This window comes from Acaryochloris marina MBIC11017, from assembly GCF_000018105.1.
In the GTDB taxonomy this organism is placed as follows: Bacteria; Cyanobacteriota; Cyanobacteriia; order Thermosynechococcales; family Thermosynechococcaceae; genus Acaryochloris; species Acaryochloris marina.
On sequence record NC_009925.1, the window covers coordinates 54,650 to 73,836 of the forward strand.

17 protein-coding genes and 1 pseudogene are annotated in these 19,187 nt (G+C 46.3%); 9 read left to right on the plus strand and 9 right to left on the minus strand.

Annotation, left to right across the window (positions count from 1 at the left end):
- Entirely contained in the window at positions 1–1,224 is a 1,224-nt protein-coding gene (locus AM1_RS00265; RefSeq protein WP_012160764.1) for a leucine-rich repeat domain-containing protein, read from the minus strand.
- 63 nt (positions 1,225–1,287) lie between these two features.
- Entirely contained in the window at positions 1,288–1,830 is a 543-nt protein-coding gene (locus tag AM1_RS00270) for an SRPBCC family protein (RefSeq protein ID WP_012160765.1), read from the minus strand.
- 389 nt (positions 1,831–2,219) lie between these two features.
- On the opposite strand from AM1_RS00270, the gene AM1_RS00275 reads away from it, so the two are divergent.
- The 5 genes and pseudogenes from AM1_RS00275 (at position 2,220) to AM1_RS00295 (ending at position 5,610) form a co-directional block, all read left to right on the plus strand.
- Positions 2,220–2,567: a hypothetical protein gene (locus AM1_RS00275; RefSeq protein ID WP_012160767.1), complete on the plus strand. Its 348-nt coding sequence runs from the start codon at positions 2,220–2,222 to the stop codon at positions 2,565–2,567.
- Positions 2,568–2,656: 89 nt separating this feature from the next.
- Positions 2,657–3,037, plus strand: a complete 381-nt coding sequence (locus tag AM1_RS00280) for a PD-(D/E)XK nuclease family protein (RefSeq protein ID WP_012160768.1) — start codon at positions 2,657–2,659, stop codon at positions 3,035–3,037.
- A 55-nt stretch (positions 3,038–3,092) separates the two neighbouring features.
- Positions 3,093–4,022: an IS5-like element ISAcma6 family transposase gene (locus tag AM1_RS00285; RefSeq protein ID WP_012160769.1), complete on the plus strand. Its 930-nt coding sequence runs from the start codon at positions 3,093–3,095 to the stop codon at positions 4,020–4,022.
- A 38-nt stretch (positions 4,023–4,060) separates the two neighbouring features.
- A pseudogene (locus tag AM1_RS38315) lies at positions 4,061–4,382 on the plus strand (PD-(D/E)XK nuclease family protein); the annotation flags it as partial.
- A gap of 71 nt (positions 4,383–4,453) precedes the next feature.
- Positions 4,454–5,610 (plus strand): IS3-like element ISAcma13 family transposase gene (locus AM1_RS00295; protein WP_148215638.1). Its coding sequence is split into 2 segments (ribosomal slippage): positions 4,454–4,709 and positions 4,709–5,610, totalling 1,158 coding nucleotides; the frame shifts between segments, so codons are not numbered across the junction.
- Positions 5,611–5,646: 36 nt separating this feature from the next.
- Here AM1_RS00295 and AM1_RS43860 read toward each other — a convergent pair.
- From AM1_RS43860 to typA, 6 genes are all read right to left on the minus strand, one after another.
- Positions 5,647–5,775, minus strand: coding sequence for a hypothetical protein (locus AM1_RS43860; RefSeq protein WP_261890555.1), 129 nt, complete (start codon positions 5,773–5,775; stop codon positions 5,647–5,649).
- Positions 5,776–5,977: 202 nt separating this feature from the next.
- On the minus strand, positions 5,978–6,328 hold the full coding sequence (locus AM1_RS37400) for a hypothetical protein (protein WP_049783664.1): 351 nt from the start codon (positions 6,326–6,328) through the stop codon (positions 5,978–5,980).
- Positions 6,329–6,391: 63 nt separating this feature from the next.
- Positions 6,392–7,642 (minus strand): IS256-like element ISAcma7 family transposase, encoded by a 1,251-nt coding sequence (locus AM1_RS00305; RefSeq protein ID WP_012160773.1) that lies wholly within the window; start codon positions 7,640–7,642, stop codon positions 6,392–6,394.
- Between the two features lie 186 nt (positions 7,643–7,828).
- On the minus strand, positions 7,829–8,146 hold the full coding sequence (locus AM1_RS00310) for a cupin domain-containing protein (protein WP_012160774.1): 318 nt from the start codon (positions 8,144–8,146) through the stop codon (positions 7,829–7,831).
- A gap of 19 nt (positions 8,147–8,165) precedes the next feature.
- Complete coding sequence (locus AM1_RS00315; protein ID WP_012160775.1) at positions 8,166–8,573, minus strand: zinc ribbon domain-containing protein; 408 nt, start codon at positions 8,571–8,573, stop codon at positions 8,166–8,168.
- A gap of 85 nt (positions 8,574–8,658) precedes the next feature.
- Positions 8,659–10,452 (minus strand): translational GTPase TypA, encoded by a 1,794-nt coding sequence (typA, locus tag AM1_RS00320; protein WP_012160776.1) that lies wholly within the window; start codon positions 10,450–10,452, stop codon positions 8,659–8,661.
- A gap of 212 nt (positions 10,453–10,664) precedes the next feature.
- Between typA and AM1_RS00325 the strand changes: the two genes are divergently transcribed.
- The 3 genes from AM1_RS00325 (at position 10,665) to AM1_RS00335 (ending at position 17,323) form a co-directional block, all read left to right on the plus strand.
- Positions 10,665–15,392 (plus strand): GAF domain-containing protein, encoded by a 4,728-nt coding sequence (locus AM1_RS00325; protein ID WP_012160777.1) that lies wholly within the window; start codon positions 10,665–10,667, stop codon positions 15,390–15,392.
- 348 nt (positions 15,393–15,740) lie between these two features.
- Positions 15,741–16,772 carry a diguanylate cyclase domain-containing protein gene (locus AM1_RS00330; RefSeq protein WP_012160778.1) on the plus strand — a complete coding sequence of 344 codons (1,032 nt, stop codon included), beginning with the start codon at positions 15,741–15,743 and terminating at the stop codon, positions 16,770–16,772.
- Between the two features lie 113 nt (positions 16,773–16,885).
- On the plus strand, positions 16,886–17,323 hold the full coding sequence (locus tag AM1_RS00335; protein WP_012160779.1) for a secondary thiamine-phosphate synthase enzyme YjbQ: 438 nt from the start codon (positions 16,886–16,888) through the stop codon (positions 17,321–17,323).
- Between the two features lie 17 nt (positions 17,324–17,340).
- Here AM1_RS00335 and AM1_RS00340 read toward each other — a convergent pair whose 3' ends face one another.
- Positions 17,341–18,393, minus strand: coding sequence for a Fe(3+) ABC transporter substrate-binding protein (locus AM1_RS00340; protein ID WP_012160780.1), 1,053 nt, complete (start codon positions 18,391–18,393; stop codon positions 17,341–17,343).
- 439 nt (positions 18,394–18,832) lie between these two features.
- On the opposite strand from AM1_RS00340, the gene AM1_RS00345 reads away from it, so the two are divergent.
- Positions 18,833–19,162 carry a hypothetical protein gene (locus AM1_RS00345; RefSeq protein ID WP_012160781.1) on the plus strand — a complete coding sequence of 110 codons (330 nt, stop codon included), beginning with the start codon at positions 18,833–18,835 and terminating at the stop codon, positions 19,160–19,162.
- Positions 19,163–19,187 lie beyond the last annotated feature (25 nt).

Genomic DNA, 19,187 nt, shown 5'->3' on the forward strand with positions numbered 1-19,187 from the left:
TTACCCCTTCGCGCTATTTTGCAGATAGCTTTTGATGGCGTTAGGTCCCCGTTCCCAAAGCACTTCTAGCTCTGATCGAAGGGGGTTGTTGGATAGATTAAGGGTTTTGAGATTATCCAATGTCCCGAGAGAAGGGGGGAGATCAGTCAAATTGTTGTGGCTCACATTCAGACTCTTCAACTGAGTTAGTTCACCGATCCAATGGGGGAGTGACCTTAACTCACAAGCGACAAACGTCAGTTGTTCCAACAGGCGACAACCCCGAAGTCCTGCGGGAAACACCTGCAAAGGAACAGGTTGGTCTGGATCTAGATTAAAAATTAGTTGCTTAAGATTTTGCAATTCACCGATGGATTCTGGAAGCTGACAAATGCTATTTCCAGCCATTCCCAAAGTGGTTAACGCAGCCAAACCTCCCAACGCTTCAGGAAGATGGGTGAGCTGATTGTTATAGGCCAACAACGACGTCAAATTCACCAAATCACAAATCTGTGGAGGCAGGGATTGAAGTTGATTAGATTGAATATCTAAACTCGTGAGTTGGATAAAAGAGCCTAGGGTTGCGGGTAATTCCTTTAGCTGGTTAAAAGACAAGTCTAAGGAACGTAACTCTGTCCATGTCCCTAACCACTCTGGCAGAGTCTGCAAATGGTTAAAAGAGAGGTTTAATGATTCCAATCCCTGAAGCGATTTCCAATCAGGCGGGATTTCATTCAGTCCAGTACTGGCAATTTCTAGCGATCGCAACCCCGTCAACCATCCCAACTCCTTTGGCCACCGGGCAATGGGATTGTAGGAAAGCTGCAGTTCTTGGAGGTTCTTCAGCTTTCCGATAGACGGGGGTATATGAACCAGTTGGTTCGAGACTAAATTGAGCGATCGCAACTGTGAGAATGCACCTATAAATTCCGGTAGTTCCACCAAAGCATTTCCCATAAGATCGAGGGATCTCAATTGGGTTAAATCGCCCAAAACTTCCGTCAGGATAGGCAGATGGTTGCGGGCTAAGTCCAAGGTTTGAAGCTGAGTGAGTTGCCCCAAAGACTTGGGCAACCGCATCAGTTCATTTTCAGAGAGATATAGAGATTTCAATTGGGAGAGGGAACCAATCGACTCTGGCAACTCACTCAACCCAATATCACTCAGATCTAGCTCCGTTACCCCTTCAAGGCGAGCAACTTCAATCAGCCTTTCGGCCTCTCGATAGGCCGTATTTTTTTCCATTACGTCTGATTTCTCTTCACCTTTACCCGGGATAAACACTGCCTCTTGAGAACCACCAATAGACTATCGCTCTATTAATGCTTTGAGGTTAGATAACCCCGCTTCATAATCTTGCCCCACAGCACTCTCCAGGACAAACCGAAGGTAGGAACTAACAGGCTTCATTACAGGAGGCACCCCCGCACTTACATCTGTATCTAATGACCAGGCAACCAGCGTACCATTGTCCTGAGGCGCCAGTTGTAATGCTGCATCAGCCGTTCCCTGTTGCCCAAAATCCAAATGGGTCTGGATATAGCTAGATTCCCCCATGGCGGTGATTTCTTGGGTCCCGGTTCCCACCATCGGATCCTCACTTTGCCAGTGCATGGTTTGCCCAACGCCGTCACCCTCAATCGTTAAAGCCATATTGGGGTCCATTTTTGCCCAGGGAGACCAAGCGGACCACTTAGATAAATCACTGACAACCGGGAAAATTTCGGCTGGAGAAGCATTGATCAAAATATTTCGTTCAACATGTACATCACTGGGAAGAATCAAGCCGCCTATCACCACCAGTAACAACAGCCCAATCAGTCCACTGATCGCATTTCTGAAGATAGCCATAATCAAGGGGTCTCCTAGATTGTCTATTTGCCTTCAGTGTAAAAAGAGAATTCAGATTCGGAAGCTGGATTGAAGGTTGTTTTAAGCCTTAAAGATTACCAATCATTACAAATCATACGCAGAAATAAAATAGAAGGGCATGATTTAGAGAACAGCCCCACTTTGGGTATGACGGTGGGCTAAAACTAGCTAGCAATAGACGATGGAGTGACCACAACAAGAGTGATAAACAACACGATCTCTTGTGACACACATCATATTTTTCAACTAGCGTAAATTATATCCTTAATTTCAGTGAGCCACAGCCCAGGAACAATCTGGTTGAGGCCACGACACAAAACCTAAGCAAACACTAACTTTTTATTCCCCCTGCATTGAAGGAGACTCCTATGACTCGCCAAATCAAAATGATTGCTGGTTTGCTCGCCACTACAAGCGTCGCTGGATTAGTGGTTGCCGCTTTCCCTCAAATTTCCCTGGCTGGTCAAAAGCACACTTACGACCCCATTTTGGTTCAACGCTATAACTCTGGCTGCGTCGAGAAAGTAACTGGTAAAGGTTATTCTCCTGCCCAAGCTAAGCAAATGTGCAGCTGCTCCATGAGCAATATGCAAACCCAGCTCACTGAAAATCAAGCTATTAGCCTACTGATTAAATCTCAGTTCAGCTTCTCCAAGGATAAGGACACTGGACTACCTACTTCCCTTTCTCCTTACTTCGTGGGCTGCAAAGCCTAACCTCAAAGCAGGCTCACCCCTTTTAGCCATGATTCCCGTATACCGCTAAAATATAAGTACATATAAACTATTTAGCGGGTATTGGGGTCATGGCCTACCCACTGTCAGCGACTAAGCTTCAGACCTATCGTCAATGTCCTCAAGCCTATTATTTCAAGCATGAGCGGCGGTTAACGGTCCCCACGGCTTTCGGTTCACCCACCTTTGGTAAAGCAATCCATCGGGCTTTGGCCCAAATTTACCAAGACTGGTCCTATGCCGACCCCATTCCGCCCCTGCAATGGTTTGCCGACTGTTGGCAACAGCATATCGGCGAACTCAGTGAGTCCCAAATTCATGAAGGCTGGCAAGCCCTGGAGACTTACTATCGCCAATATGTGGCTCCTCAATCGATGTTGCGAAAACCTTTGGGCATTGAGGGCAAGATTCAAGCCTCTTTTCAGGTCAGTAAGGCGTTGTTGCATGAATAGGTGCTGCGGATTAGGCGCGGGCTAGAGTTTATGTACCACCAAAAACCGCTAGCCCATGAGTTACCAAATCCGCAACTGGTCCGAGTATAACGCTGGTCTCAAACAGCGGGGAAGTGTGACCTTCTGGCTCGAACAATCAGCTATCGTTCATTGGCTAGAAACCACACCGAGACAAAAGCGGGGAGCCTCTCTGACCTATAGCGATACAGCAATCTCCACCTTCGAGACCGTCAAATGTATCTATGGTTTAGCAGGGCGTCAAACCGAAGGATTTCTAAATTCATTGTTTGAGTTGATGGGAATTGAGCTTCCCGTTTGTGACCACAGCACCGTCTCTCGGCGGAAAGGTCAGCTATCGATTTCATTGCCCGTTATACCTAAGCAAGGTGCCATTCACGTCGTTATCGATAGCACAGGGATCAAAGTCTATGGTGAAGGAGAGTGGAAAACCAGGCAACATGGTGTGAGCAAACGTCGGACGTGGCGTAAACTTCACTTGAGTGTTGATGAGTCCACTGGAGAAATTCTCACGGGTGTCGTGACAACCAATGACGTTCAGGATGGTGAAGTGTTTGAAGATCTCCTTGAAGGCATCGACGATGAGATTGAACAGGTCTCTGCTGACGGAGCCTATGACCAAAGTCATTGCTATGATGCCCTCATGGAGCGCAATGCCACAGCTGCAATTCCCCCAAGGAAGAATGCCAAAATTTGGCAACATGGAAACTGCAATGCTCCACCCCATCCACGAGATCAAAATCTCAGAGCCATCCGAAAACAGGGACGAAAGAGGTGGAAAAAACAAGCCCACTATCATCGGCGGTCTCTAGCTGAAACGACGATGTTTCGCTTCAAAACTATCTTTGGGGGTCAGGTACGTTCCCGTAACTTTGATAATCAAGCCACAGAGTTACTCCTGCAGTGTGCGGCACTCAATCGAATGATTCAGATCGCCAAACCCGAGACTGTTTGGGTTGAAGCTTAAGAATAACGAGGAGAGGCAATTCATCTAGCCTTTACGCGATTCATGCAACAAAGCCGGTCAGTAATATAGAGTTCGCCCTGTCCGGTCGCTATGACCGTTTAGACTGGCTAGACGATGGCCTAGAACTGATTGACTACAAAACCAGTAAAACTGTTAAGCCCCCAGAAGCCATTGATGTGCAGTTGGGGCTTTACTATTTAGCGCTGGAACAGACTTATCACCATGCCCTTAAACGCTTGAGCTTGATCTATATTACGCAGCAATCAATGCATTTCTTATGAGGTTACTCCCGATCATTTAGACCAAATCAAAGGTTTGATTGGCGACTTAGCACTAAAACTGAGGTCTGATCAAGACTGGCATCTGAAGTGACCCCCAAGATTCGGACAAGTCCTTAAGCATCGTAATCTTGTACCGAATGAGGGAAATTAATGTCATCAAAACGTCGTCAATATAGTGCTGAGTTCAAAGCTCAAGTGGTCTTACAATTGTTAAGCGGTGAAAAAACGAGCAGTGCATTGTGTCGCATCCATACCCTGCACTCTAGCCTCCTCAACCGCTGGCGCAAGGAATTTCTAGCGCACGCCAGTAGCATTTTTGAGAGTCAGAACAACGACGACAACGCTGAAGCGAAAATTGCTCAGTTAGAGCGTCTAGTCGGCCAATTGACGCTGCAATTAGAGATCGCAAAAAAAGCCTCAATGTCCTTACACCTAACCAAAAACGGCAGATGGTGAGACAGTTGCAGCAGGACTATTCCATTCGCCAAATTTGTCAGGTACTCAATTACCCACGCTCTCAAGTGTATTACCATGCCAGAGGCCAACCGGATGAGAGCGAACTAAAAGCGGCCATTGCTGGAGTTGCTGGAGCCTATCCGACTTATGGCTATCGTCGAATCACCGCCCAACTGCAGCGTCAGGGGTATTGCGTTAACCATAAACGCGTGGCTCGACTAATGCGACAGATAGGGATTATGGCCAAGACCAAAGTCAAACGCAAACGCACCACCAATAGCGAACATTCGTTCCCTCGCTATGGCAATCGAGTGTTGAATCTCTCCATCGACCATCCTGAGCAGGTGTGGGTGGCGGACATCACGTACATTCGCTTACAGCAGGAGTTTGTCTATTTGGCCGTCGTGATGGATGTCTTTACTCGCGCCATTCGTGGCTGGCATCTGTCCCGCCATATCGACCAGCAACTAACGTTGAGGGCGTTGAACAAGGCGTTGGAGCGGGCAACGCCTGAGATTCACCATTCTGACCAAGGGGTTCAGTATGCCGCTGCAGCCTATATGCAATTGCTCCAACAACACCAAGTGCAAATCAGTATGGCCGAGGTGGGACAGGCTTGGCAAAATGGCTATGCTGAGCGATTGATGAGAACGATAAAAGAAGAAGAGGTCGATTTATCAGACTATCGAAATTTTACTGAAGCGTATGAGCACATTGAGCAGTTTCTAGAAGATGTGTATATGCATAAGCGGATTCATTCATCACTGGGGTATTTGACACCCTGTGAATATGAGCAGCAGTGGAGACAACAGAACAATCACTATTGTATGAATAAGGAGGATAGCGCTTAATTCATCTATTGCCCTGTCCGAATATAGGGGTTCACTTCAATCCTCATGAAGGCGAGCAGTGCGATCGCTGCGGGTATCGTCAATATTGCAGTGCTCAACCCCCCAACCCTGAACCGCTTCCACAAACAGCCAAACCACCGCGAAAGGTCCAACTGGCTCTACCACTCCCTTAATCACACGCAAAATTGACTGACAGTCTGCTCAAAATAAAACTGACGGCAGATTAGCAAATCAACATCCCGTATTTCTTTGAGCTTAGATATTGCTGGCCTCTAATATTACCGTTTAACAAACCACCATAAAAACAGATTGTTATCTGCCATTTCGATGATGTAATTCGCATCGATTCAAAATGTATTTGGCACCATTATTCAGGAATGTTAAAAGCTTGGGATAGCGTTCCCAGTTTTGTGAGATTGTCTCGGGTGTAATGATTTCGTATTCCGAGGCTTCGAGCGATGTCGTGTAAAAGTACGACCCGTGCAATGTCAAAAGTGATGTCAGATTCGTGGATCATATAGAGCAAGTGTTCGAGAGCAATACCGAATTCGTTATGAGACAGATGATCCACGATCGTATCGCGTCCATCCAGTAGGCCCACTTGCATAAATGTCTCATGACTGGGGTCGCGCTGATGCAATTCATAGATTTGGCGATGTGCAATCTCTGCGCACTGTTCGATTGCACGAACTACTTCTTTGTAGTCAATTAGGGCCATTGATAACTGCTTGTGAGAAATTCAGGTGAGAGTGTTTAGATTTTTGTGTAAGCAGCAGTGTATTCAATAGTTGAATCGTGTTGGGAACAGAATAGCAAAATGGGACAGCGCCGCCTTCCAATTCAGAATTGGTCTGGTCCATCGCTTCGAAATATTCCTCATCGCTAGAAACATCAATTTGTAGACAGACTCTTCATTAGGGAAAACCGCTTTGGTCTTAATCACCTTTCTCAGTGAGCGGTTGAGCGACTCAATGGCATTGGTGGTGTAGATAACCTTACGGATGGCCATTGGGTATTGAAACAACGGGGCAACATTATCCCAATGTCGTATCCAGATTTGGCTAATGCCAGGATACGTCTCGTCCCATTTATGGGCAAATGCATCCAACGCAGCCTCAGACTCTTCCAAAGTGGCCGCTTGGTAAATGGGCTTGAGGTCTGCAGCTACGGCTCGACTTTCCTTCCACGGCACATGGCGAAGGCTATTACGAATAAGATGGACAATACAAACCTGCACCTGGGTCTGAGGGTAGACCGACTCAATCGCTTGAGGAAAACCTTTGAGTCCATCACAGCAAGCAATCAAGATATCCTGAGTTCCTCGATTTTTAAGGTCTGTGAGCACCGAAAGCCAGAATTTTGCTCCCTCTCGTTCAGCGGCTCCTATCCATAATCCCAACAGTTCCTTGTTGCCCTCCACAGTCACTGCCAAAGCGACATAGACAGCTCGCTTGCTGACTTGACCATTGACTTTGATGTTCACATACAGCGCATCAAGATAGACAATCGGATACACCTCATCCAGCGGCCTTGAACGCCAGTCTTTGACCTCTTCCATGACGCTATTGGTGACGTCACTAATCAGAGCTTCAGAGATATTGGCCCCATACAGCTCCACCAATTGGGCTCGAATATCACGGGTGGTCATGCCCCGAGCATATAAGGCGATGATTTTCTCATCGAGCCCTGCGATGCGTCGCTGGCCTTTAGGCACCAGGACAGGCTCAAACTCGCCGCAACGGTCACGAGGAATCGATAGGTCCATCTCTCCTTGTTCAGACTGGACGGTCTTTTTCGAGTAACCATTGCGACTATTTCTGGGGCCATTAGAATTCTCATCACCTGACTGATCGTTGGAGGATTGCTGCAGGTGATGAGTCAATTCACCTGCAAGGGCTCGTTCCACTAGGCGTTTGCTGAGTCGTTTAAGCAGTCCTGATTCGCCCAGAATATCTTCCGGTTGAGGGTTCTCTCCGATGAGTTCATCTAACAGTTCATCGACTCGATTGGGAGCTTTTTTCTTTCTAGACATCGTACGGTCTCCTGATGTGTTTGGATCCTAGACCGCTTACACAAAACTCTGAACAGTCCCTTCAGGTTAAATCTAATTCTCTTCCGGTAACAATCAAATGAGTACTTCTCAAATTTGGACTTTCATCTACACTTTCGGATTTTGAGCTATTCCTATTCTGGTCCACAACTGAGTAATTCCTAACTCTCACTCTGAATAGTGAATGGCCAACCATATCGTTTCCTGGGTGGGGTCCGTCCAATCTACTCGATGCTTTTGATGGGCAGGGATATTAATATAGCTACCTTCATTCAGCTCGACAGACTCGCCACCTTCAAAAACAAGTCTAGCTGCTCCCTTGAGTACCATCACCCATTCATTTAAATCTTGGTCATACCATTGCCCTGCCTCAGTCTTATGCCCTTTAGAGATAATTCGCTCGACCTTGACCCCATCATTGCTGATCAAAGTTTCAAAGACCTCTTGCTCAAGATTATCGGGTAACTCAGCAAAGATATTATTCATAGCCAGTTCACCAATGCTTTTAGAATCCCAGTAATTCAGCAAATTTAAACACCCATTGGCCCCGTCCTTCAGCCCAATAAATCCCGAACTGAGCGACCAAAGAATAGGCAACTGCAAACTGAGCCAGTGCAAATCCTGCCAGAGTAAACTGGCTGAGGCTGATTAATCCCACGCCCACCTGCGAAATGCAGATTACACCATAGCCAAACTGCCCAATCGCAATCACCCCTTTCGCCAACACTGGTCTTCGATTCGGGCGGTACTTGAATGCAATATGCACAAGCGGCAAACCAGCAATCATCAGAGATGATTTATACTCAAAACCCCATCCATCCCAAGAGGTTCGGGCTGGATAGGGTGCCCCACATTGGGGACAAGTCAATGCCTGTTCAGAGATTTGAGCTTGGCACTCACGACAAGGTTTCATGAAAAGGGAGAATGCCTCAATCCTGGCCATTGATTAACGAGGTTGCACACAACCTTACCAAAATTGAGTCTTCCAACCCATAACCCTAACGCTTGGCGAGCTTTTTCTTTTCTAGTTTTCGTAGACGTACCGATTCAGGAGTGACCTCCACTAGTTCATCTGGACCGATATATTCCAGCGCCCGCTCTAGGCTCATATCAACCGGTGCTTGCAGCTGTACTAGCTCATCGCCCGTTGAACTACGGTGATTGGTGAGGTGCTTGGTTTTGCAAACGTTGAGATCCAGATTCTGAGGACGGTTATGCTCACCCACAATCATGCCTTTGTAGACTTTGACCCCCGGCTCAATAAAGAAAGAGCCTCGATCTTCCGCATTCTTAAGGGCATAGAACGTAGCCGTTCCTTCCTCAAAGGCAATAATTACCCCATTCCGTCGAGACGAAATATCCCCAGCCATCTCTCGGTACTCCAAGAAGCTGTGGTTCATAATGCCATCGCCTCGGGTTAGGCGCATAAACTCGCCTCTAAAACCAATCAAGCCTCGGGCTGGAATCACAAATTCGAGTTGGGTGCGGCCATTGCTCACCTGCATATCCTGCATTTCGCCCCGGCGTTGTCCCAAGCGCTCAATACAGCCCCCCACAGCCTCTTCAGGAACATCTAGCACCAAATACTCATAGGGTTCACAGGGCTGACCATTCACTTCCCGATAAATCACCTGAGGTTGGGATACTTGAAACTCATACCCTTCTCGGCGCATGGTTTCAATCAAAATGCCCAAGTGCAATTCACCTCGGCCGGAAACAGCAAATCGATCGGGGGAATCCGTTTCTTCGACCCGCAGCGCGACGTTGGTTTCCAGCTCACGCATCAAGCGATCGCGAATTTGTCTTGAGGTGACAAAGTCTCCTTCCTGACCCGCAAATGGCGAGTCGTTGACGCAGAAAGTCATTTGCAGGGTAGGTTCATCCACCTTAATTAGGGGAAGGGCTTGGGGTTCGTTGGGACAGGTAATGGTTTCGCCGATATTGGCATTGGCAAACCCTGCGATCGCAACCAGGTTACCGGCAGAAGCAGTCGCTAACTCAACTCTCTGTAGACCTTCAAACCCCATCAACTTGCTGACTTTGGCTTTGACCATCTCGCCATGTTCATTGATTAAGGCAGCCTGCTGTCCCATATTGATCGTGCCATTGTGAATTTTGCCAATCACAATCCGGCCTAGATAATCGGAATAGTCCAGGGTGGTGACCTGTAGCTGTAAGGGCTTCTCAGGATCACCAACTGGGGGTGGAACATGGTGGAGGAATGACTCAAACAGTGGTTTCATATCCTCGCCAGGGGCGTCTAAATCTTCCTTGGCATAGCCATCCAAGCCAGAGGCAAATAGATAAGGGAAATCGCACTGATCATCATCCGCTCCCAGTTCTATAAATAGATCAAGGACCTTGTCTACTGCACCATGAGGATCCGCTTGGGGACGGTCAATTTTATTCACGAGAACAATCGGCCGTAAACCCTTTTCCAAGGCTTTTTTCAATACAAACCGCGTTTGGGGCATAGGGCCTTCGTTGGCATCCACAATCAGCAGACAGCCATCCACCATGCCTAACACCCGTTCCACTTCCCCGCCAAAGTCAGCGTGTCCTGGGGTATCAACAATATTAATCAGGGTCTCTTTGTAGGTAACCGCCGTATTCTTGGACAAAATGGTAATACCCCGTTCCCGCTCTAAATCGTTAGAGTCCATGACGCAATCGGGAACATCCTCTCCTTCACGGAAGGTGCCGGCTTGCTTCAGTAGGGCATCAACGAGGGTCGTTTTGCCGTGATCAACGTGGGCAATAATGGCGACGTTACGAATCGGAAGGAGCGTCATACTAGGTTCCAAAGATACAGATGTTGGATCAACTTCGGTTTTGCAAATCTGAAAGAATACTTTCGGCCAGACTCGGAAAAACTTTAATTTTATTTAACAATTTTAGACTGATTCTGCCCAAATCAGTGGAGTGATGATCAAGTCACCCCAGTAAAAGGCGCTATAAAAGGTGATGAAGAGGGTAGAAATGGGCAGTCTAGAGGCAGTGAGTGATGGCTATTCGTTCTGTGAATTCTTCAACCACCTCAAGCGTTACCCCTGCCGAACTGACCTTGTTTAATCGGCTGACAACGCCTGTCTGGATCTTTGATATTGAGCAGATGCGGATGTGGTGGGCAAATACGGCTGCCCTTGAGTTGTGGAATGCTGAAAGTTTAGAAGAACTGCTTAATCGAGATTGGAGTGATTATTCAGAAGCAACCGAGATTCGATTACAGTCCTATCTGAATAAATTTCGACAGGGAGACTCTGTCACGGAGCAGTGGACTTTTTACCCCAAAGGGGGTGCTGCGGTTTCTGTTCGCTGTATTTTTTCAGGCATTACAATCGAATCTGGCCGCCTGGCAATGCTATCCGAAGGGATCTCTGACGCATTGGAGCAGGTGGATGTCGATAGTCTCTGTTCCTTAGAAGCCTTGCGACATACCACCGTCATGATCTCCCTTTACGATCTGGAGGGGCATGCGATTCTTCAAAATCCTGCGGCCTTGCAATGCTATGGAGATGAGGTCCGCCTTGGATCAGAACAGACGTTCAACCGTCGTTTTAAGGATCCCAACCTTGCCCATCAAGCCCTGTCCGCAGTTAAAGCGGAAGAGGTTTTCAGTGTTGAAGTTCAGGTTCAAACCCTTCAGGGGATGGAGTGGCATGGTATTGATGTGCGCGGCACGCAAAATCCACGCACGGGAGAGCTAGCCATTCTCGTCAACGAGCACAATATTAGCGATCGTAAACGAGCAGAAATCGCCCTTAACCAGCTATTACGCCAAGAACAACAGCGAACCTTTGAGCAGCTCCAACAAACCCAAACGGATTTGCATGAGTCTCAGCGTTTGTTGCAATTGATTTTGGATACGATTCCCCAATCTATCTTTTGGAAAGATCGCCAGTCCACCTATCTTGGGTGCAACCTTGCCTTTGCCAAAGATGCAGGACTATCGGCTCCCCACCAGATTGTGGGATTGACAGATTATGACTTGCCTTGGTTAAAGGAAGAAGCCGATTGGTACCGACAATGCGATCGCAAGATCATGGAGACGGTTGAGCCAGAGGATCGAATCGTCGAGACCCAAATCCAAGCCGATGGTCGGCAAATTTGGGTAGAGACCAGCAAACTCCCCTTACTCAATAGCGAGCAAGAAGTCGTTGGCATTCTGGGACTTTACGAAGACATCACAGAACGTGAACAATCCAAAGAAGCCTTACAACTGGTTTTAGAAGGGACGGCCACAAAGGTAGGGGAAGCCTTCTTTCGCACTTGCACCCGAGCCTTAGCCGATACCTTAAATGTCCGCTATGCCATGATTACTGAGCTTGTCGGTATCGCGAAAGATCGAGTCCACACCCTGGCCTTCTGGCAAGGGGATACCTTTGGCGAGAATTTTGAATACCCCCTAGAAGATACTCCCTGCAAAGATGTGATTGCCGGAGAAGCTTGCATCTACAAAGATTCGGTGCAGCAGCATTTTCCCAATGACGCTGATCTTGTGACCCTGGAAGCAGAAAGCTATTTTGGCATTCCAATTTTGAACCCTTCCGGTCAAATCTTGGGTCACATCGCTGTGATAGATACCGCTCCACTCAAAGACATATCCCAGTTTGAGATGATCTTGCAGATTTTTGCAGCCCGAGCAGCGGCAGAAATCGAACGCCAGCAAGCACAACAAGCCCTCGAACGACAGCTCTACCATGCCAATCTCCTGGGCCAAATTACCCGCGACATACGTCAAAGCTTAGATGCCCAAAAGATCCTCGACACCGCTGTCCGTCACATTGGCAAAATATTCAAAGTCAGTCGTTGTCATATTCATACCTATACTCGCAATCCCACCCCTCGACTCAAGGTCGTCGCCGAGTATTTAGCAGCAGACATGCCATCCCTTTTAGGACAAGATATTCCCGTCCTGAATACCCCCTACATTCAACAACTATTGTCTGTTGATCAAGCACTTCCTTCTACCCATGTGGCCACGGATACGACCCTGCATGAATTGCGGCCGCTCCTTACCGAAGCTGGGTTACTTTCCATCTTGTCGATTCGAACGTCCTACTTAGATGAAGCCAATGGTGTCATTGTCCTCAGCCAATGCGATCGCACACGAGATTGGACCGCCGAAGAAATCAGTCTACTAGAAACCGTCGCCGGTCAGGTGGGCATCGCCCTGGCTCAAGCGAATTTACTCGATCGGGAAAAACATCAACGGCAACAGTTGATTCTTCATTACCAACAGCTACAGCAGGAAATTAAAGAGCGCCAACAGGCAGAACAGGAGCTAGAACTCGCCAAATATAGTCTCGACAAAGCCAAAGATAGTATTTACCTTCTAGACTCCACCGGAAAATTTCTCTATGCCAATGACCGAGCCTGCCATCAATTAGAGTATTCTCCAACCGAAATTTTAACGAAGCGGTTTGGGGATATTGCCCCTTGGATCACCCCCCAGAAACTTAAGTTGCTATTGAAAGAAATTAAGGACAATCAATCCATTACTTTAGAGGGAGTTCACAGAACCAAATCGGGTCAGATTATCCCAGTAGAAATTACCTCCACTTACTTTCAATTTCAAGGAGAAGATCGCTTTAGTGCGGTCTCTCGCGATATCACGGAACGAAAACAAGCTGCCCTTGCCTTAGAACGGCAAATTCAGAGAGAAACCCTGTTAAGAAAGCTCACTGCCGACATTCGTCAGAGTCTCGACACCCAAAAAATCTTCACCACCGCCGTACAAATGATCGGCGAAGTATTCAATGTCAGTCGCTGCCATATCCATAGCTATACATTGGGTCCTGTAGAGGAATTTCCAATTGTCGCTGAATACCTACAGCCAGGCTGTGATTCCATGTGGGGCACCACCATACAGGCCTATCAGCTTGCCCATATCCAACAGATGCTCTCCCAGGAAAAAGCGCTACTGACGCCTAATGTTTATACCGATCCCCTCATTTACCCTTCCCTAGAAAATCGCTCTATTCAGCTCAAATCTATCCTTGCCGTTCGCACCTCCTATCAAGGGCAACCCAACGGCGCGATTGTGCTGCAGCATTGTCAAAAAAACTTGAATCGTCAAGGCTTTTTGCAACTCCCTATTGCCGAGCAGAATGACATGCTGCGCCGATGGACCGCCGATGAAGTTGAACTCATCGAAGCCTTGGCCAACCAAGTGGGTATTGCCTTGGCCCATGCCAAATTATTGGAGCAAGAAAAACAGCAAAGTCACAAGCTATCTGAGCAAAATCATGAATTATTAGTGGCTAAACGAGAAGCCGAATTTGCGAACCAAGCCAAAAGTGAATTCCTCGCCAATATGAGCCATGAACTGCGCACTCCTTTGAATGGCATTTTGGGGTATGCCCAAATTCTACAGAGATCTGCATCCCTTAGCCCAAAGGACCACAAGGGGATCCAAGTGATGCACCAATGTGGGCAGCATTTGCTAACCCTAATTGAAGATTTATTAGACCTCTCTAAAATTGAAGCGCAACGCATGGAGTTGCATCCTGATTCTTTCCATTTTCATGAGTTTCTGACTGGTATCTCTGAACTCTGCACAATTAAGGCACAGCAGAAAGGACTTGAGCTGATCACCCAGTTTGCATCCAATCTACCCCAAGGCATTTATGCAGATGAACAACGATTACGGCAAATTTTGCTCAATATTCTCGGGAATGCGGTGAAATTCACCGATAGCGGAAATGTAACCTTCAAAGTGGCAATAGCCCCCGATCCCCTTCCACCTATCAGTCAAAAAGACGATCTTCCCCATGGAGAAACCATTCAATCAATTGTTTTCCAAGTCAGTGACACCGGGATTGGCATTGTAGCTCAGGAACTCTCCAAAATATTCCTCCCCTTTGAACAAGCGGGCCATCCGGATCGATACCATCAAGGCACAGGATTAGGTTTAGCGATTAGCCATAACTTGACCGCCATGATGGGCGGCAAATTATCGGTTATCAGCCAACCCAACGAAGGCAGTGTCTTTTCTTTTACCCTCGCTCTGCCAGTAGTGCAACCCGACACCCTAACTTCGGCATTTGAAACCTATGAAAACATCACGGGCTACTGTGGACAGCCCCGCACCATCTTGATCATCGACGATCATTTGGATACTTGTGCTGGAATGATTGAGTTACTCAATGACTTAGGTTTTAAGACTTTGACGGCCATTGACGGTCAAGCGGGAATTAAAGTTGCCTTGGATAACCCACCAGATTTGGTAATTTCTGATCTAATGATGCCCCATATGGATGGCTGTGCTTTGACCGAAGCCCTCCGACAACAGCCGTCTACAGCAGATATTCCCGTGATCATGTCTTCAGCCAGTGCTTATGGACCGGATCAATCCCGTAGTTTAGCTGCAGGTTGCAACGACTTTATTGCCAAGCCCTTACAGATGAGTGAGTTAATCCAAAAATTGCAGCATCACTTAAACCTAAAATGGGTGACGACAGATAACGTCCCTAAGAATGAATTATCAACAAAGAGTCCTATTTCGCCTTCCAAGGAACCGAAGGTAGTCTGTCCACCTCCGGTAGCATTGGAAAAACTATTGACTATGGCAAATAAAGGGAGTGTTTTTGAAATTATTGATGAAATATCCAATATTCAGGCAGCTCATTCACAATACAAAGGTTTTTGCCAGAAAATTATGGATTGGGCTGAAAAATTTGAAATCACTAAAATCCAAGACTTTTTACATCACAAACTGAATAGAATCTAGTCGATTCTTGCCTATAATTTTCGAGTATTTTTTCTGGAAGACATGTTCAAAGCCCAGTCAATCTACCTTCAGAAATCATGGGCTCCTTACCCCTCAAGTACTGGGAGAATAAAGGGTCAGGGATATACTAGAAATACTCAACAGGTGTAGTAGAAGATTTCTAAAATTCAAAATCAGACACATTGAAATATGTTTATTTAAACAGTTAACTGTAAATTTAAGTATTCTTGCGGATTTTGTTCGTTCCATTACCCTTCACAATGGAAAAGTCAAACTATCCTGTTTTTGATATAAATTTATCTGGATGTGCCGTTAGCCTCCACTAGTCCAGTCTTACTTAGCAAGGCGATGCCTGATTCCCCCAAACCTTCAAATATTCTCATCGTCGATGATGTGCCAACGAATCTCACCATTTTGGCTCAGACACTCAGAGATCAGGGGTTTACAGTTTGGGTCGCCACTAGTGGGAATGCTGCCTTAAAGCAGTTAGCTCATGGTTTACCTGATCTGATTTTGTTAGATATCCAAATGCCGGGAATGAATGGCTTGGAAACTTGTGCAAAATTAAAAGCCGATCTTCGTACCCAGGATATTCCCGTTATTTTCATGTCTGCTCTAAGTGAGCAGGCGAATAAAGTTGAGGGATTGTCCTTAGGAGCGGTTGATTACATCACCAAGCCTTTCCAGGAAGCCGAAGTCCTCGCCAGAGTGAAAGTGCATTTGAGCATTCGAGAGCTGACGCAGAATCTGCAGCGGGAAATTGAAGAGCGTAAACGAGTTGAAGCAGAACTCGCAAAGGCAAATGCCTCTTTGCATCGCCTAGCCCACATTGATGGCTTAACTCAAGTGGCCAACCGCTATCGGTTTGATCAAGATATGGAGCAAGTTTGGCGGCGATTACAACGTGATCATGAACCCTTATCGCTCATTTTATGCGACGTTGATTATTTCAAATTGTTTAACGATCACTATGGTCATCAGGTTGGAGATGACTGCTTAAGGCAAGTCGCCCTTGCCATCCAAAAGGCCGTTCATCGCCCGGACGATCTGGTTGCTCGCTATGGGGGCGAAGAATTTGCGATCGTTTTGCCTTCAACCCATGCCCAAGGCGCAGAACAAGTTGCCCTGGGCATTCTCAGTAAGATTGCAGAACTCAACATTCCCCATGAGTTTTCCACTGTTAGCCCTCAAATCACCCTAAGTTTAGGAATTGCCACCGTTATTCCTAAATCTGAGCAGTCGTTGGATGGCTTAATTGAATTAACAGACAAAGCGCTATATCGGGCTAAGGAAGAAGGTAGAAATACTTATTGTCACCATGACTGTTCACAATCCCCTCCCTCTCTAAGCTGCTCGCCATCTCCCCTATCCCTCCATTAGGAGCAGTATTCTGTGAAGGCGAGCTGACCGCCAAAAATATGTTCAGATAGGTAAAGCCTAAACCTGGTGCCCAGCAAGGTGTATCTTAGGTGAGATCTTTCTTTTTGCGTTTCATGGTGATTGTGCATGAAATTCTTGATCTTGAAACCGATCAAGGGATTGGCATTTATAATCTTTCCCCTCAAATTCAAGAGTTTATTGCTGCTAGCTCAATTCGAAATGGCCAAGTTTTAATCTGTTCTCGGCATACCACTACGTCTTTAGCCATTAACGAGTATGAAGAACGATTATTAGAGGACATTAAAGTCTATTTGCACAAGCTGGCTCCAGCGAACCAACGATACCTGCATAATGATCTACATTTGCGGGATGTCCCCGAAGATGAGCCAGAAAATGCGCATTCTCACCTGATGGCGATCACGCTTTCTTCCAGTGAAGTGGCGCCTATTGTCGAGGGCCAATTAGCTTTAGGGACTTATCAATCGGTCCTGTTGTTTGAGCTGGATGGCCCTCGACAAAGAACGGTCTTTCTTCAACTATCTGGAGAGTAGGCAGCGAAACAAAGGGGTTACTGCCATCCTGCTCGATCTGCTATTTTGGTTGCTTCTGGATTATTACGTCCATAGGCACTGACGTTGATGGTGTCGGATTTAAATTCGCCATACTCTTTTAAAGCGGGTGATTCTTCAACCCCAATCACTGCCGGATATTCGTTATTTGCTTCGGCAAACACTTTCTGGGCCTCAGGACTGGTGAGGTACTCCATAAATGCGATCGCATTTTCCTTATTAGGTGCATTGGCGACTACGCCAGCCCCACTGATATTGACATGAGTTCCTCTGTCATCCTGGTTAGGGAAAAAGACTCCCACCTTCTCAGTAATGGCTCTATTCTTAGAATTCTTGGATTGAGCTAAACGGGCCACATAATAGTGATTCACAATAGCTACATCACATTGACCAGCTGCCACCGCTTTAATTTGGTCAACGTCTCCTCCTTTGGGAGGACGAGCAAAGTTGGCGACTAAATTTTTGGCCCATTGTTCGGTTTCCGTTTCCCCTTTTGATTCAATAAAGGATCCTAGAAGGGATTGATTATAAATATTGTTGGAACTACGAACGCAAACTCTACCTTTCCAAGCAGGTTCTGCCAATGCCTCATAGGTGGAGAGTTCTTCTGGCTTTACCTTTGCTTTGTTGTATACCAACATCCTCACCCGCCGAGTCAGACCAAACCAAAGACCATCCGGGTGACGGAGATTCTCTGGAATTTTATCTTTCAGCTGGTTAGAAGAAATTGATTGCAATAAGTTGGCCTGTTCCGCCCGCCATAATCGACCTGCATCAACCGTAATCAACACATCCGCTTGGGGATTGCTGGCCTCGTTTTTGATTCGCTCAAGTAGCTCATTATCCTTACTTTCTAGTAACTTAACCTCAATTCCCGTTTGCTTGGTGAAGTCTTGATATAAGGCCTGATCCGTATCATAGTGTCGGGCAGAATACACCCTCACTATCTTGCCTTCACCATCCGTTTGAGTGTTAGTACATCCACTTGCAACAGCGATAGAGAAAAAGCTCACTGAAGTAATCAGAGCGATTTTAGAGAGATTGAAGACCATCTTAAATTCAACGCACTAATGAAAACTATTCTTAATTTATCAGACCAGTCTTCAAGCTATCGAAGTCTACCAACCTCTGTCAAGCAGGCAAATGCAAGATTGTACCCTGATGGCTCTTCTCACATCAGAGTTCAATCAAGCTGGCACTATCTAACCACATTGAGAAAAATTTTGAATATTCGCTACCACTCTGCTCAGATATCAAGATAAGATTGGCAATCAAATATGAATTTAAAAATCGTTTAAATCTAATTTTTATATTCCTAAAAAATTAGATTTTTATACTCTCATAAAAAATTATTCAAACGGCAACAAATATATCTAAAAACAACTATCTAGCTAAATTATGTATTTCTACTGAGGTCAATAAACCTATTCCAAAATGTAAAATAAGAGTAACAGAATGAGCAGTATTCACCATTTTTAGTTGCGTCAAAGAATGAATAAAAAGCTAGCAGTTTTAACAGCAATATTCGCCTCCTCTATATCTACAGCTGTTTCGGCGCAAATTGCTCAAGTATCAAATATTCGCCCCCTCGACAAACCAGGGCTATATATGGCCAGCGGTGTTTTGCAATATCCTGATGGAGATGCACTACAAGCAGATTTTAGAGTGTATTGTCCGACGAGCATGATACGACCCACAAATTATCAACTATTCGATAAATTGGGACATGCCAAACAACAAGGTTCATGGTGGCAAACTGCTTTCCAGCCCAAATATGCATCAGAGTTTACACTTATTAGATCAGTTTGTGGTGGCGACTAGACCTAAGTTATCTAGGTAAATTCCC